This window comes from Methanobrevibacter sp. (genome assembly GCF_017431965.1).
Classification (GTDB): domain Archaea; phylum Methanobacteriota; class Methanobacteria; order Methanobacteriales; family Methanobacteriaceae; genus Methanocatella.
The window spans coordinates 24,245-39,246 of sequence record NZ_JAFRKB010000004.1 but is presented as its reverse complement, the minus strand read 5'-3'; the positions used below and the strand labels follow the sequence as shown (position 1 = coordinate 39,246).

The 15,002-nt window shown below is 33.5% G+C and carries 9 protein-coding genes and 1 pseudogene; 6 read left to right on the top strand and 4 right to left on the bottom strand.

The window, feature by feature from the left end:
• Positions 1–186: 186 nt before the first annotated feature.
• Positions 187–1,407 carry a DNA repair exonuclease gene (locus IJI93_RS00650; RefSeq protein ID WP_292818403.1) on the top strand — a complete coding sequence of 407 codons (1,221 nt, stop codon included), beginning with the start codon at positions 187–189 and terminating at the stop codon, positions 1,405–1,407.
• Positions 1,404–4,151, top strand: a complete 2,748-nt coding sequence (locus tag IJI93_RS00645; protein ID WP_292818400.1) for an SMC family ATPase — start codon at positions 1,404–1,406, stop codon at positions 4,149–4,151. The genes IJI93_RS00650 and IJI93_RS00645 overlap by 4 nt, the downstream gene beginning before the upstream one ends.
• Positions 4,152–4,174: 23 nt before the next feature.
• Here the strand turns inward: IJI93_RS00645 and IJI93_RS00640 are convergent, their stop codons facing one another.
• The gene (locus tag IJI93_RS00640; RefSeq protein ID WP_292818398.1) at positions 4,175–4,570 is read right to left on the bottom strand and encodes a nuclease; all 396 of its coding nucleotides are present in this window, start codon (positions 4,568–4,570) and stop codon (positions 4,175–4,177) included.
• A 114-nt stretch (positions 4,571–4,684) separates the two neighbouring features.
• On the opposite strand from IJI93_RS00640, the gene IJI93_RS00635 reads away from it, so the two are divergent.
• The 3 genes from IJI93_RS00635 (at position 4,685) to IJI93_RS00625 (ending at position 7,904) form a co-directional block, all read left to right on the top strand.
• Complete coding sequence (locus tag IJI93_RS00635) at positions 4,685–5,965, top strand: Mur ligase family protein (RefSeq protein ID WP_292818395.1); 1,281 nt, start codon at positions 4,685–4,687, stop codon at positions 5,963–5,965.
• Between the two features lie 70 nt (positions 5,966–6,035).
• On the top strand, positions 6,036–7,226 hold the full coding sequence (locus IJI93_RS00630; protein WP_292818391.1) for a hypothetical protein: 1,191 nt from the start codon (positions 6,036–6,038) through the stop codon (positions 7,224–7,226).
• A 24-nt stretch (positions 7,227–7,250) separates the two neighbouring features.
• Complete coding sequence (locus IJI93_RS00625) at positions 7,251–7,904, top strand: NTP transferase domain-containing protein (RefSeq protein WP_292818388.1); 654 nt, start codon at positions 7,251–7,253, stop codon at positions 7,902–7,904.
• On the opposite strand, the gene IJI93_RS00620 is transcribed toward IJI93_RS00625, so the two are convergent.
• The 3 genes from IJI93_RS00620 to IJI93_RS00610 are packed head-to-tail and all read right to left on the bottom strand — an operon-like array spanning position 7,896 to position 12,316.
• Positions 7,896–8,570, bottom strand: coding sequence for a DUF169 domain-containing protein (locus tag IJI93_RS00620; protein ID WP_292818384.1), 675 nt, complete (start codon positions 8,568–8,570; stop codon positions 7,896–7,898). The genes IJI93_RS00625 and IJI93_RS00620 overlap by 9 nt on opposite strands.
• A 28-nt stretch (positions 8,571–8,598) precedes the next feature.
• Positions 8,599–9,837: a PD-(D/E)XK nuclease family protein gene (locus tag IJI93_RS00615; RefSeq protein WP_292818381.1), complete on the bottom strand. Its 1,239-nt coding sequence runs from the start codon at positions 9,835–9,837 to the stop codon at positions 8,599–8,601.
• Positions 9,838–9,847: 10 nt separating this feature from the next.
• Entirely contained in the window at positions 9,848–12,316 is a 2,469-nt protein-coding gene (locus tag IJI93_RS00610; protein ID WP_292818378.1) for a DEAD/DEAH box helicase, read from the bottom strand.
• 295 nt (positions 12,317–12,611) lie between these two features.
• Between IJI93_RS00610 and IJI93_RS00605 the strand changes: the two are divergent.
• Positions 12,612–14,901: pseudogene (locus IJI93_RS00605) on the top strand (DEAD/DEAH box helicase); the annotation flags it as partial.
• Positions 14,902–15,002 lie beyond the last annotated feature (101 nt).

Below are 15,002 nucleotides of genomic sequence, written 5' to 3'. Positions count from 1 at the left end.
TTTTCTTTTTTTTCATTTATTTTTTTATTTTTTAGTTTTAAATCAATTTAATTATCAATTTTTTACTTTTCAGATGCTCTCTTAGCAAACTATTAAATATGCTATCGAATAAAATATTACTCAATTAAATACTTTAATAAGTGTTTAAATTGGTTATATACAATCGACAAAAAGAGGTATTATATAATGAAATTTGCACATTTAGCAGACACTCATTTAGGTTATCGTCAGTTCGGTCTGATTGAACGAGAAAAGGACTTTTATGAAGTGTTTGAAAAGGTAATAGATAAAATAATTGAAGAAAATGTGGATTTTGTAATCCATAGTGGAGACTTATTTGAGACCGCAAGACCGTCTCCAATTGCACTTTTGACATTCCAAAAAGGATTGCTCAAACTTAAGGGTGCGGGAATTCCTATGTATGCAATAGCAGGAAATCATGATATTGTAATGCGTAATGATTCTATTCCGCCTCAAATTATTTTTAAAAAATTGGGTTTGAAAGTAATTAGTCCAATCAATACCAATTATATGCATGGGGATATCTTTATTGCTGGACTTCCTTTCTATCCGTCATCTCAACTTAAGAATCTAAAGGCAAAATTGGATGAATTATCCAAAAAGGCAGCCAATCATGAAAAATCCGTATTGGTATTGCATCAGGGCATTGACAAATACTTCGGATATAATTATGAATTGGAAATTGGTGATCTTCCGGATAACTTTAATTATTATGCATTAGGCCATATTCACAATTATATTAATGATGCTTTCGGAAAGGGAAGATTGGTATATCCTGGTTCCGGTGAAATATGGAAAACTAATGAACTTGAAGACTATGCTAAAAATGGAAAAGGTTTTGTAGTTGTTGACTTTGAAGAGCCAAAACCGCTCATAAAAAGGGTTAAAGTAGATATGCCCCGTGAATTTATCAAAAGGTCACTTGATTATAATAATTTAGAAAGTGGCATAGCAGGCATCAAGGATACAATCAAGGACTTTGATAAAAAACCTATTCTTGACTTGGAAATTAGGAATGTTGAATCGGACACCAAAGGTGTTTATGAGCTAATCAATGAGGAACTTGGTGATTTGGCTTTAATGATTAGACCAAACTTCATCATGGATGATGAATTAGACGTAGAAGTTATTATAAACGATTCACAAGTAGGTCCTAAGCAAATCCTTAAAGAGCAATTAAAGGCATATGATGATGAAGCCGTAACTAATTTGGCCATTGATTTATATGAATATTTATCTAAGGATAAGCTTGATGAATCTAAAGATTTAATCGAGCAGTTCTATGAAGAATATTATCATACTTCAGTAGAGAATATTGAAGAAATCGAAGATGAAACTCTTTTGGAAGAACCGGAAAATATACAAACCAAGGAGGTTCTAGAATGATTTTCACTAAATTAAAATTAACTAATTTTAAATCTCATGAAAACACTACAATCAATTTTAATAAGGGAATCAGTGTTATTGTTGGTGAAAATGGTGCTGGAAAATCCACTTTATTAGAAGCAATTAGCTTTGCTTTATTTAAACAGCACACTGCTAAGAAAATTGATGACCTGGTACGCAATAATGCTAATTCCATGTCCGTTGAATTAGAATTTTCTTCCAATAATAGGGATTATAAAATTGTCCGCAGTAAAAAATCCATGCTTAAATCATCAATCTACAAAAAAACTTCTAAAGATGGTGGATTTGTACATATCTGCACTGGAGATAAGGAAGTTGCAAATGAAGTTCGTCAAATTTTAGACATTGATTCAGATTTGTTCCTTAATGCCATTTATATAAGGCAGGGGGAAATCGCAGACCTTGTTGATAAAAATCCTGCTGAGAAAAAACTGTTGATTGGCAAATTATTAGGCATTGATTCTCTAGAAAAATCATGGAAAAATCTCTTGCCGTTAATTAATGATTACGAAAATCAGCTTGCGGAACTTAAAGGTAAATTATATAATTCATCTGAACTGAAAGAGGAGTATGCAAGGAAAAAGTCTGAATTGGATGCTCTTAAAGACAGGGGTCATGAACTTGAAGACCAGATTCTGGATGTAAATAAAGTCCTTAATGATATTTCTGAAAATAAAAGAAATATGGAAAGGGAAAAGGAAATTTATGAAACTTATGTTAATAATTATGAAAATGAACAAAAGACTTTAGCTAAACTGGAAAATGATAAACGTTTGGTTCAGGATAATTTAGATAAGATTCTTGAAGCTGAAGACCAAATCGCCAGACTGGAAAAATATGTTTCAAAATTGGATGTTTATCTCGACTTTGAAAAATCTGTTACTAGCATTCAAAGATTAAAGGAAGATGAAGCAGAAATTAATAAGAAACTCGATTCAATTAGCCAACAAAAAGCCATTATCAGTGATAAAAAAGAGGAATATAATAAATTTTTAGCATCTGATGAGGAAATCAATAAATTAAACAATCAAAAAATCAGTTTTGAAAGAGAATTAGCAACAATGGCTAAATTAGATCAAGATAAAAAAGATTTATTGAAAGATATTGAATCTGAAAGAAACGATGTTGAAGACTTTTTCTCAAGGGCTAAAGATAATTTGGCAGATAATGGACTATCACAAGACATTTTGGCAAATGTTGATGATTTTAATCATATTGAAGAGGTAACTGATAATTTCATTGATGAAACTTCATCTAAAATTAAAGGTTTGTCCGATGATATCATAACTAAAAATGAAGAATTGGTTGTCTTTAAGCAAAATATTAAATCTAGTGAAAAGCCATTGGAGGAATTAAACGAAGTGGATAATAAATGTCCAATTTGTCAATCAGAAATTACCTCTTCTCAGAAAAAAGAATTGATTAAAGAGTACACTACTACAATTGAAGAGAATACGAAATCAATTTCTGAAAATGAGGAGAATATTCGCTTATTAACTAAAAATAAAGTAAGCTTTGAGGAAAAACTATTAAAACTTGAAGAGTTATCTAAAGACATAGTTGAATACAAGCAAAAAGTTGCCCATCTTGAAAAAGAGTTGGTTAAATTAAATGAAATCGATGAAGGCCTTGAGTCGAAGGATTATATTACCGACAAGTTAGGTGAATTAATCTTAGAAATCGCTCATAAAAAAGATGATAGGGAGATTTATAAGCAATCTCATGATGAGTATGTTCAGGCTAAGGGTGCTTTGGATGTTTTAGGCAGTGAAACTGAAGCCCAATATAAATTGAATCAAGTTGAAAATGAAATTGACAATCATGTCAGAAATATTAAATTGGCCATTGAGCAAGATCCCCACTTAAGTGGTGATATCAGTGCTGCTGAGCTTCAAGATAGGATTGATGATTTAAAGCAGAAAAATGAAGAGTATAATCAGCTTAAGGGTTTTGTTCAAAATAAAAATTCATTAATGACTCAACTGAATTCTATTAAGGAGGATATCGGTGTTTCAATGAATCAATTGGATATCACCAAAAATAAGATGGAAGCATCTGTATATGATAATGAGAAATATGAGCAGATTATTTATCGCTTTGAGATGTATGAAAGAAGACAATCTTCATTTAACAATGAACTTTCAGAAATTAAAGGCAGAGCTCGTGAGTCTATTTCATATATTAAAGATTTAACTAAAAGAATTTCTACTGCAGACAAGTTCCAACAGGAATATGATGATATTTCAGATTATATGGATTTGTTAAACCACTTCAGAAGTTTATACAGTAAAAATGGTATTCAAAAGGATTTAAGAAATATTTCAAGACCTTTAATCCAAAAATACACTAAAAAATTCTTCAATGAATTTAATTTCAATTATTCTGATTTAATCATTGATGAAGAGTATGATATTACTGTATTTGGTCCTGAAGGTGAATCTTCAATGAGTATGGTTAGTGGTGGTGAAAAAATAGCTATTGCACTAGCTTTAAGACTTGGTATTACCCAAGCAATGTCTAAAGGTGAATTGGATACAATTTTATTAGATGAACCTACAATTCATTTAGACAGCTCAAGAAGACATGAGTTAATTAATTTATTGAAAGACATATCATCACTGCCTCAAATGATTATTGTAACTCATGAAAGTCAACTTGAAAATGCAGCAGACAATATAATTAAAGTCGAAAAGGAAAATGGTATTTCAAATGTAACTATTTAAATATCATTATTTTTTTATTTTTTTTAAATTAATATATCAGCGTTTTTTATTGAATCAACTATGCAATTCGCGTTCCATCCAACGATTGTTGCGGCTCTTTGTTCTAAAATTTCTGGAACTTCCTCCAATCCGTAAGGCCTTACTAAAATTATTGGAATGCTGTATTTTTCACTGGCAGACAATAAATCATCAAATAACTCTTTATTGTCATTATAAAGGCCTGCTAATAAGATTATCCCATCAATTTTTTCATAAAATAAGTCTCCTGCTGTGGAATATGATCCTGATACAGATTCTTTCCATAGAAAATCAGTTTTTGAGAATAATTTTTCGGTAAATTGAGCATATTCACGGTTTTTATCAGTACCATTGCTAATAATGAGATTATAAATTTTATTGTCTTTTTCATCTTCAAACATTTTAACACCTTGCTTTAATTTTATTGTTTGTAATATAAAAGAATTTGTTTTCAAAATATTTATTATGTTCAAAGTTATATCTAATTATAGAATGATTGTATAAGGAAAAATTTTATGAAAGCGGCGGTTATAGGTTTAGGTGTAGAAGGAAAGAAAGCAGTAAATTCTCTTTTAAATCATGGATGGGAAGTTTATGCTACTGATTTGAACATTAATGTTGATTTGTCTGGTTTAAATTTACCAAAATTATCTATGGATGTGCTGGAGAGTGAACAGACAGTTTCAATTGTTGGCAATAATTTAACTGTTGATTTAGGATTTACCAATTCGTATGCGATTGAACAGTGTGATGCAATTGCAATTAGTCCAAGCATGTATGGTGGCACATTCGCTGAAAGACTGCTTGAAAGTGGAGATTTATTAAGTGATGTTGTTGATAAGCACAAAAAGATGTTTACTATCGGAATAACAGGAACTAACGGTAAAACCACAACAGTCCACATGCTAAAAAGTATTTTGGAATCTGCAGGCAAAAAAGTTTTAGTTGGAGGAAATGGTGGCGGAGGCTTTTCCGGTTATTATGATTTGATTTTAGAGGCTAATGACGGCGATTATGATATATTGCTTGTTGAAGTATGTGACATGACTCTTGATTTTTGCAGGTACTGCTTTGATTTTGATTTTATAGGACTTACAAATATTGGCAATGACCATATGGACGTTCACAAAACCATTGCCAATTATAAAGATTCATTGGTTAGATTTTTTGAAGGCAAAACTATTTTCACTGCATTCAATCAAGATTTTAACAGTGATTTTAAAGAATCTGCAGGAAAGCACATTTCCTATTTCGAATATCAGGATGAACTGCAGCTTTTCGGTAAGTTTAATTTGCTTAATGCAGGATTGGCATCAGCCATATCAAGGGAATTAAAGATTCCAAAGGACATTATTAGGGAGATGCTTTTTAATTTCAAGGCAGTTCAAGGTAGATTGGACGTTTATAAAATTAATGATGCATCAGTATATGTTGGAAAAACTGATAATTCTGATGCATTAGCTTCAATATTGTCTGAAAGAGATTTTTATGCAATTTTCATTGGCACTCCTCGTCACAATGAAGAGCATAGGTTGGATATTCTGGATGTTGCCGTAAAGTATAATCCTGAAGTCATAGTATTGTTCCCAGGACTTGACGATACATTGGATATCGCAATTTATAGGCTAAACTCTTTGGGTTATATGGGCAATATAATTACAGTAAATTCTCTTGATCAAATTATAGAGCTTGTTGCAGAGTATTCTCATGAAGACGCAATTTTAATTGGTGGTAATGGTCAAGATACAATTATTGATATTCAAGAAAGGATTAAGCTAATTTCTGAGAAACTATAACTAAAAAGTAATGCTTATATAGTAAGTTAAAGATAAAGATTTATTGTTATATAATATCATGGTGTAAAAGATGAGTCAAAGTTGGAGAAGCAGATCAATTACAATATTTTTAGCATTGTTTTTCATATGTATCCTTTTATTGGCTTTCTCATTTGTAAGCAGTGCTCAGTATACGGGTAAATATGTCGCTGATACATATAATATTACCGTTGGAGAGTCATTGTTTGAAGGAGATTCAATTTTAGGTGCAAACAATCCTATTGAACTGCCGTTTTTATCAAATATTGGATGTATTGGTCATCAAATCTTGGCCTTGGATCTTAAGGGGATTGTACTGACATTATCGACGGGTGTTGTACCGTTTGATTTTAGTTCTGTTTCAACTGAAGGAATAGATTCCTATGGTAATGCTAAGGATATTGATGGACCAGGTTATGTGACTTATGAGGGGGATAAACTAGCTGTTAAAGGACCTGATAACTATGTATGGGGTTATAGTGTACCATCTAAAGTTTTAACAAAAACATCTGAGGGTGTTGACATTGTTGAAGATGGTAAAGTTTTAAAATCAGTCCCTGTTGATGAAATTAAACATTTGAATTTTACTAGTGATTATTATAACAATGATACCATTGTAAGCTGGTATAATTATGATGCTGTTGAAGGATCTAATTTCACTTTAGAAAAAGGTATGGCTTGGTTTTCTGATGGAAGGAATGATATAAGTGCTTCTGAGGTTCCTAGAATCTTTGGACAAGAGGTTGTAGATTATGCTGCCGAATATCCTACCGGCTCACCTATTCTATTGTATTCTGGTAATTACACCGAAGAAGCTGGTGAAGTTTATGGAACCAGTTTAGGTTCACACCCGGAATATGGTGATGGGACTAGGGAGATTAATGCAAGGCAATTTGTCGAAGCATGGAACGGAACCGTTATACCTCCAAATTCCACCAGCAGCGGTAAAGACTACGTATACTTTGAATCAGCCAGTGATGCTTCAGCTCCTGGAGGAAGTGCTGCACATGGGGTATGTCCATCTGCTAGAGCATTGAGGGATGCCGTTCTTGCTGAAGGATTTGGTATGCCTGTTGGTATGACTGGTGATGAAAACGCTGTATTGTATGGTTACAACCCTGCAAGTGGCATTACAGTATCTAACACTCATGATTATCCAGTTAAGATTAATATGTGGACAGAAGGTTCAGGTACTGGAATGGGTATCTATTGTCAAATTGTAAGATATATTCCAAATAACTAAAATATATCTTCTCTTTTTTTATTTATGTCAATTTCAACTATTATTACTGCGGCCGGAAAAAATTCTAGAATGAGAAAAGACCAGATTTCTCGAAACATGGATTTGAAAAATAAGCTTATTTTACCTTTTGGAGATAAGACAGTTTTGGAGACAACAATTGATAATGCATTATCTGCAAACATTGATGAATGCATTGTTGTACTTGGCCATTATGCTAGTGAAATAAAAGAGGCTATATGCGATAATTACGATAGTTCTGTCAAATTCATTGAAAACAATCCTGTTGATGTAGGTTTATCAACATCTCTTTTTAATGGTCTGTCAAATTCAGGTTGTGATTATGCATTATGCATAACCGGAGACCAACCTACAGTAACAACTGAGACTTTTAATAAAATGATTGAAGTGAGTCAGAACTCTGACAATCCTGAAAAAACAATATCTATCCTGAGAAGAAGAAAATATGGATTGTTGGATACTGCAGAAGGATTAGGCATGCCTTTTGTAGCCCATAGAAAGAATTTGATGAAATATTTAGAAAATGAGGATGACAACTTAAATCCAATTTTGAGAAAAATATTTGATGACGGCTATGTATTTTATGGAATAAAAGAAAAAAATAAAAAGGAATTATTGAATATCAATCATTATGAAGATTATCTAAATCTCCTAGATTGATTCCAAACCTGAAATAACTTCTTCGATTTTAGCTGCACTGATTCCAACAGTCATTTCATTATCTTTTATGTCTGCTGCCTTTCTGGAACCGTCACAACCTAATGTAAAGTTAATTCCATCTGCAAGATATGGGTTTGCAAATGCATCTCCGCACAATGATTGAATTCCTGCAAATGAAGGGTTAATCTTTTCACCGGTTTTGTAAACAATACTCTGTGCAAGAATCATTCCACCAACAGGTTCGGTTATTACTTGGATGACATCAGCTTCAAAATCAGCCTCATCTAATGGCGCATAGATAATTCCCCATGATCTTTCTTCAATGATTGAAAGTTTATCAGTGAGTTTTTTAGCAGTTTCCAAATCTTGGAATCTTCCTAAAGAGAAGTATTTTTCTCCATTTGCTAATTTTGGAGGCATATCCCTAAGTCCGATAGCTCCTGCTCCACCTAAGCACATCTGTTCTTCAATTGTTGAGTAAAATTTAGCACCTAATGATGCTTTCCTGACCATTTCGCAATGTCTGATTTTTTCATCAATTAACTCATAACCTTCTAAAAGGTCATCTTCTGTTTTAATCAATTTCATTGCAACAGGCTTTGCATCTAATTTAATTTTACTTTCAATAACCTCACAATATTTTTGATTTTTTTCCAAATTTGTCATAGATAACACCTTTGATTAGTATATTGTTTTATGGAATTTTAAATTCTTTCGGTTTGTTTTTATTTTTTTTGCAAAATGTTTTAAAATCACATGCAGTGCATGTTCTCTCATCGGCTTCCGCTTTCCAGGCATCTTGAATTTTGCACCCTTTTATTTCCTTAATTAAAGATTCTTCTATATTGTAAACAACTTCATCAAATTTTTCAAGTGATTTTTCAATTTCATCTTCATCAATGTTGATTATTCTAATGGATCTGCCTAATTTAAAATCATCGCTTAATTCAGGCGCTTTATCGTCTTCTTGCCATTTATCAATTAAATTGAAGTCATTTTCGTATTTTTCTAGGGTTTCTTCATCGATTAAGCCATTTTTCATTTCATCCTTAATCAGCATTAAATCCTCTTTTGAGGGAACAAGTTCATTCAAATAGAAAATTATTCCTGCAAAGATAGTTTTTGAATCTTCCTGCTTTGACCTGAGCCAGGAATATGTTAAGATTTGCTGTTTATGGCTTTCCCATTTATTTTCGGATTTTGGGTCATTCACTTCAATTGGAGGCCTTTTCATTCCTTTATAATCAATAATGATCTCATAATCCTCTTCATCAGTATTTTTGATTTTTTCCTGAAATTGAGGATCCTTTTTAAGAATTTCAATAATTTTGTTGTTGTAGTTATCCAAATTGCTTTGCTCTAAAGTTTTATTGATTTTCATAGAGGTTAATACATCAACAACACCGTTGATTCCATAATAATTGGACCTGCTTCTATTTTCATCATATTGGGGCATGTTTCTTATTCCTTTAATCATTAACTCTGATGAGTCAATTAATGGAAACAGATGTTTTCCCCAAATGTTGATGGCCTTTTCCGCTCTTGCGCTGGCTAATTTTTTATGGTCGTGCTCGTTTAAATCATCAATTGTTAAATCATTGTCGGGTTGATTCAATATGCTGAAAAACAGGTCTTCATCATGAGGATATAACCCTCTTGTTTGTAGTCTTAAATCAATTAAATCTTCAATAGGTCGGATATCCTCTTTCCAGTCCCATGGAAATTCCGTTTTGTTGTGTTTCCATTGAATAAATGCTTCTTCCATAACTCCATGAATAAACTCCCCGAACCATCTTTGCACAGGTTTGGAAGGTGGAAGCGTACCTTTATTCTGATATCTGTATTGAAGATTGCATGTTAAAAATGACAATAGGTCTCCGGTTAAACTGTATTCCGGAATCATATAGGCTTTTGATCTTGAAGGCAATTTCATGGTTAATCTCCTAAATTAAGTATATCTCCCTAAATCCAACATATTTTTCATCCCTGCTCCACCCAACGGCAACATTCGGAATATCAAAGTGTTTGTTTTTATTGATATAACCCTCAATGGCTGGATTCAATCCAATTAACAGTAAAACACTTTCGGCTCTGGAAAATGCAACAAAATAAAGTCTCACTAAATCATCAAACGAACGGTCTTTTTCACTTCTAACGCTTTGACCAAGTGTACTGTGCTGTCTAATGGTATCTTCAATGGTAAGTTTATCAGGCAGCAATTTTGGAAATCTTAAACGTTGAGTTCTTCTATCGTTTGTTTTGAATTTGGAACCCACATCAACAACAACGAGAGGAAATTCCAGGCCTTTTGACTGATGTATTGATAAAACGTTTATCCTATTGTCCGGCAGTGTCTCCAAAAGGGATTCATCAATACTTACGCCTCCTGTTGACAGAGGTATAAAGATGTTCCATATTGCCTCTAAAACGGATTCCCTTTCCTGATTCGGATTTTTAAATGAGATAGTGGAATGGTAATCATTGAAAAATCCGGTTTGTGTAATGGATTTGGTAATGGCTTCCAGGTATACGATTCCTTCCACGTCTTCCTGCAGCTCTTCAATCCATGTTGTTAATTTATAGGCAAGTTCCATTAGACTTGCAGTTTGGGGCCAGCTTTGCTCGATACCATTTACAACTTCAGGATATGGTCTTCTAAGCTGCCAACGTGTTACAAAATCATTTAAGGAAACGGGTTCATGAGGTTCCGGGTTTAACTTAATAAAATCTTTCGCTTTAAATCTCCAGCGGGTCATGTTTCTTTTAGCCAAATTGGGAATGGTCTTATCCGATTTTTGAATGCTTCCTTCAGGGTCAATACATTCCAACATTAAACCGCAGAAGACTCCAACAACATCAATGTCCGGAAGGTCAACCCCTCTCGGATTATACATTTCAATCGGTTTTCTGAGTCTTTTAAGATTTTTTCTTAGGTGATGGAGAAATGAACGATTACCATATTGCATTTCTTTTGGTGAATATGATAAAATAGCTATATCTGAGGCAGATCCATAATTACTGTCCAATTTAATTTTTATCCTCTCTTGTTTTCTGCCTGCCTTAATGGATTCCTGTTTGATTTGCTGTAAATTGGCAATATTTATAGCGCCATTTACTTTTTTATAGTAATCCTCATTTAAAATCTGCAAAACTTTCAGTTCACTTTCGCCTTTGTTTACTAAATCATCTATCAATTTTGACAGGTCTCTTGACAATATTTCAGGATTGTTCCTAAACATTCCTAAAATTGGCATTTTATCCTTATCAAAGTCTGGAGCTATGATTTTAGGCTTATTTTCAACTCTTGCATATTGATATTCGCTATCAAGCTCGGCAAATTGATTGCAATGATCGATAATATTTTCAGTTGACCTGTAGTTTGTTCTCAAATTGATTTCTTCCACATCAATTCCAAGCCTTTGTCTTACACGATTTTCATAATTTGTAAATAAATCTACTGTAGCTCCCCTGAATCTATAAAGGGATTGGTCATCATCGCCTACAACGGTAATGTTGCCGTCGTTTTGGAGTGCTGATTTTGCTATTGTGAAGTAGATGTCTTCCTGAATCAGGTTTGTATCCTGATACTCGTCGATTAAGACTATTTTTATTTCGTCTAAAAATAAATCCAGGTCATTGTTCTTTAGTTTTTCGAGAAATGTTTTCTCAAGCATTGCAAAATCGATAATATTTCTGCTTTTTAGAGTATTTTCATATTCCCTAATGCAGTCAAGCGCTAATCTGGGTCCACTGTTTTCTTGAGTTTTTTCGTATAGCTCTTCAAAGTCAATCTGGTCATAGTAAATCCTGTTTTTCACTTCCATCAGGATTTCGCTCATTTTTGACGGTTCCTCAAGCTTTTCCCTTCCGCTCAATTCCATCAGATATTCTTTAAGATTTTTATCGAGGTATTTATTGTCTTTGATGAGAATCTTAATCATTGCCGTATTTGCAACAAATTCTTCAATGACTATGGCCTGATTTTCTCCAGGCTTTTTGTTTTCCCTAAGCAATTCTTCAGCAATGCTGTCTGTAGTTCCTATGTTTATTAAGTTAAAGTCTATTCTTTCAATTTCAACGATTTTATGGGCATCTTCAAAACTGTCTCCCATATTATCAATAAGATGATTTTTAATCTGGTCTCCCCAGCCTAAAATTCTTGAATATAGCTCATCTGCTGCTTTTCGAGTAAATGTGGTGGCTAAAATCTCAGAAGGGCTGATATCATCCACGAATATATATTTCAATATCTTCAATACCATTACAGTGGTTTTCCCGGAACCCGGACCGGCAACTATGAAAAGTGATTTGTTAGGATTAGATAAAATAGCCTTTTTCTGGTCTTTATTTGAAGAAATATTTCTTTTAAGCGTATTTACAATTATATCTTCAAATTCTTCATATGAAATCATTTTTTCCCTCTGAATCTATATTAATTAATTTATGTGATTATGTTATTAATATAATAATTGAGAGAGCATTTGAAAACTATTGCCTGAATATAAAATATATTTGTGTAAAACTAATTTTTACTTTACGATATATTTTTATTAGATGTATTTAAGATTATGATTATGGAAGGTTTTCACTTCCATAATATGCATGAATAGTTAGGATTTTTATCCTAACTTCTTTTTTTAGAAAACGGATAATTTTAAATATTATTTGGATTTAAAATATATTTATTAAATTTTACTTGCTGAGATTATGTCTGATTCTAACAATATTGATATGTTTAAAAACGATGTTCGCTATAGGGATAATATTGCCCATGTGGAGACTATTCCAGCAAAGAAGGCCAGTTTTAAAAAAGTTAATAATCTAAATGACAAGATTGTCGAATATCTTGATGGGAAAGGTATAAAATTATATAATCATCAAGCCGACACATATGAGGCAATTAAAGATGGTGAACACGTTATCATCACAACCCCAACGGCTTCTGGAAAGACTTTAGCATTTAATTTACCTATAATGGAGACAATGATAGAGGATAGTGATGCAACGGCACTTTACATATATCCCGCAAAGGCCCTTTCAAATGACCAGCTTCACGTGCTGGAAAATCTTGAAGAGGAATTGGACATTAAAATCAATCCCAGAACTTATGATGGAGACACTCCAAGAGAGGATAAAAAGGGCATTCGCGAAAAATCACGGATTGTCTTAACCAATCCTTATCAATTGCATCTGATTTTGTCATGGCACCATCAATGGTCAAGGTTCTATCGCAATTTGAAATATATTGTCATTGACGAATCTCATTATTATAAGGGTGTATTCGGTTCCAATGTCGCATTCCTGATTAAAAGATTAAAAAGAATAGCTAATTTTTATGGTTCTTATCCTCAGTTCATATTGTCATCAGCTACTCTTGCAAATCCCCTGGAGTTGGCCAACAGGTTAACTGGGGAAGAATTTAAACTTGTTGATGATGATACTTCTCCTAGCGGCGAGAAGGATTTTGTATTGTATAATCCTTTTAAGAATTACAGAAGAAATAAAGTAAATATTCAAAATGCACCTTCCGTCCACATGGAAACTGAAAACATCTTCATGTATATGATGTTTAAAGGGATTCAAACATTATGCTTTACGGTTTCAAGAAAAACCACAGAACTCATTGCAATGTGGGCTAAAAAGGACATGACACAAACTAAAGGAAAGCTGGCCCATAGGATTGCTGCTTATAGGGCAGGTTATAAACCCGAAGAGAGGCGTGAAATAGAGGAAGGTTTGAAGACCGGAAAATATTTGGGAGTCACATGCACTAACGCTTTGGAATTGGGTATTGATATAGGTTCCCTTGATGCGGTTATAATCTCAGGTTATCCCGGAACCATGATTTCTACTTGGCAGCAGGCTGGGCGTGCAGGCAGGAGCAATCAAAAGTCTCTGGCCATTTTGATAGCCTTTGAAAACCAGCTTGACCAGTACTTTATGAATAATCCGAAATTCTTCTTTGACAAACCTCATGAGAATGCAATCATTGATTTGACTAATCCGATCTTGCAGGAGGCCCATCTTTTATGCGCCGCTAAGGAATTGCCATTAAAGTATGGGGAAGTTGAAAAATACTTCAATATTGATGATGATTTGCTTGATGAGCTGGTTTCTAATAAGGATTTGCACATTAACTCCCGGGGGGATTATATGTATCCTTATGATGACAATCCTGCACTTGACCATTCTCTAGATCAAATTTCAGGCCAAGAGTTTAAAGTAATGAACAACGGTCGGCTTTTGGAGACCATGGAACGTGCCCAAGTTTACAGGGAGGCCCATGAAGGGGCAATCTTGATTAATAAGGGAGATACTTATGTTGTTGATAGTGTAAGCTTGTCAAGGGGATTTGTCAATGTAACCCAAAAGGATGTTGACTATCACACGATGGTTTTAAACCAGACCGACATTGCCATTAAAAAGAAATTATCCAAAACCAAATATGGGAAGCTTACAATTCACTTTGGCGAGCTGACTGTAAGCGAAAATTACTTCAAATACAAAAAAATGCAATTTTCAAAAGCAATAGGTACTTATCCATTGGATTTGCCTCCTTTAAAATTCAATACCAAAGGATTGTGGTTTACTATTCCAAAAAATGTCAAAGACACGTTGGAAGACATGTTTCCAAATGAGGAAGAGGTTTTTGCAGGAGGCCTTCACGGTGCGGAACATGCTTTAATTGGGTTATTCCCACTTCATACGATGTGTGACAGGTTTGATATAGGTGGCCTTTCAACAAATTACCACCCTGATACTCAGGAGGCAACAATTTTTATTTATGATGGTTATGAAGGTGGAATTGGGATATGTGAAAAGGCGGTGGATGTATTTATCGATTTATTAAAGTCTACAATAGACTTATTGGATAATTGTGACTGCCAAAGCGGTTGTCCTGCATGCATATACTCGCCGAAATGCGGAAACGATAATAAGCCCCTTCACAAAAATGCCACTAAATACATTTTGAAGTATATATGTAAGCTAATTTCCAATGAAACTGTAGAAAAGGAAGAGATTAATGAAGAGATTGTTCCTAAAAAATTGGTTGATGAAACCGACATTCAATTTAGCGATGCACTTGAGCTGTATAAT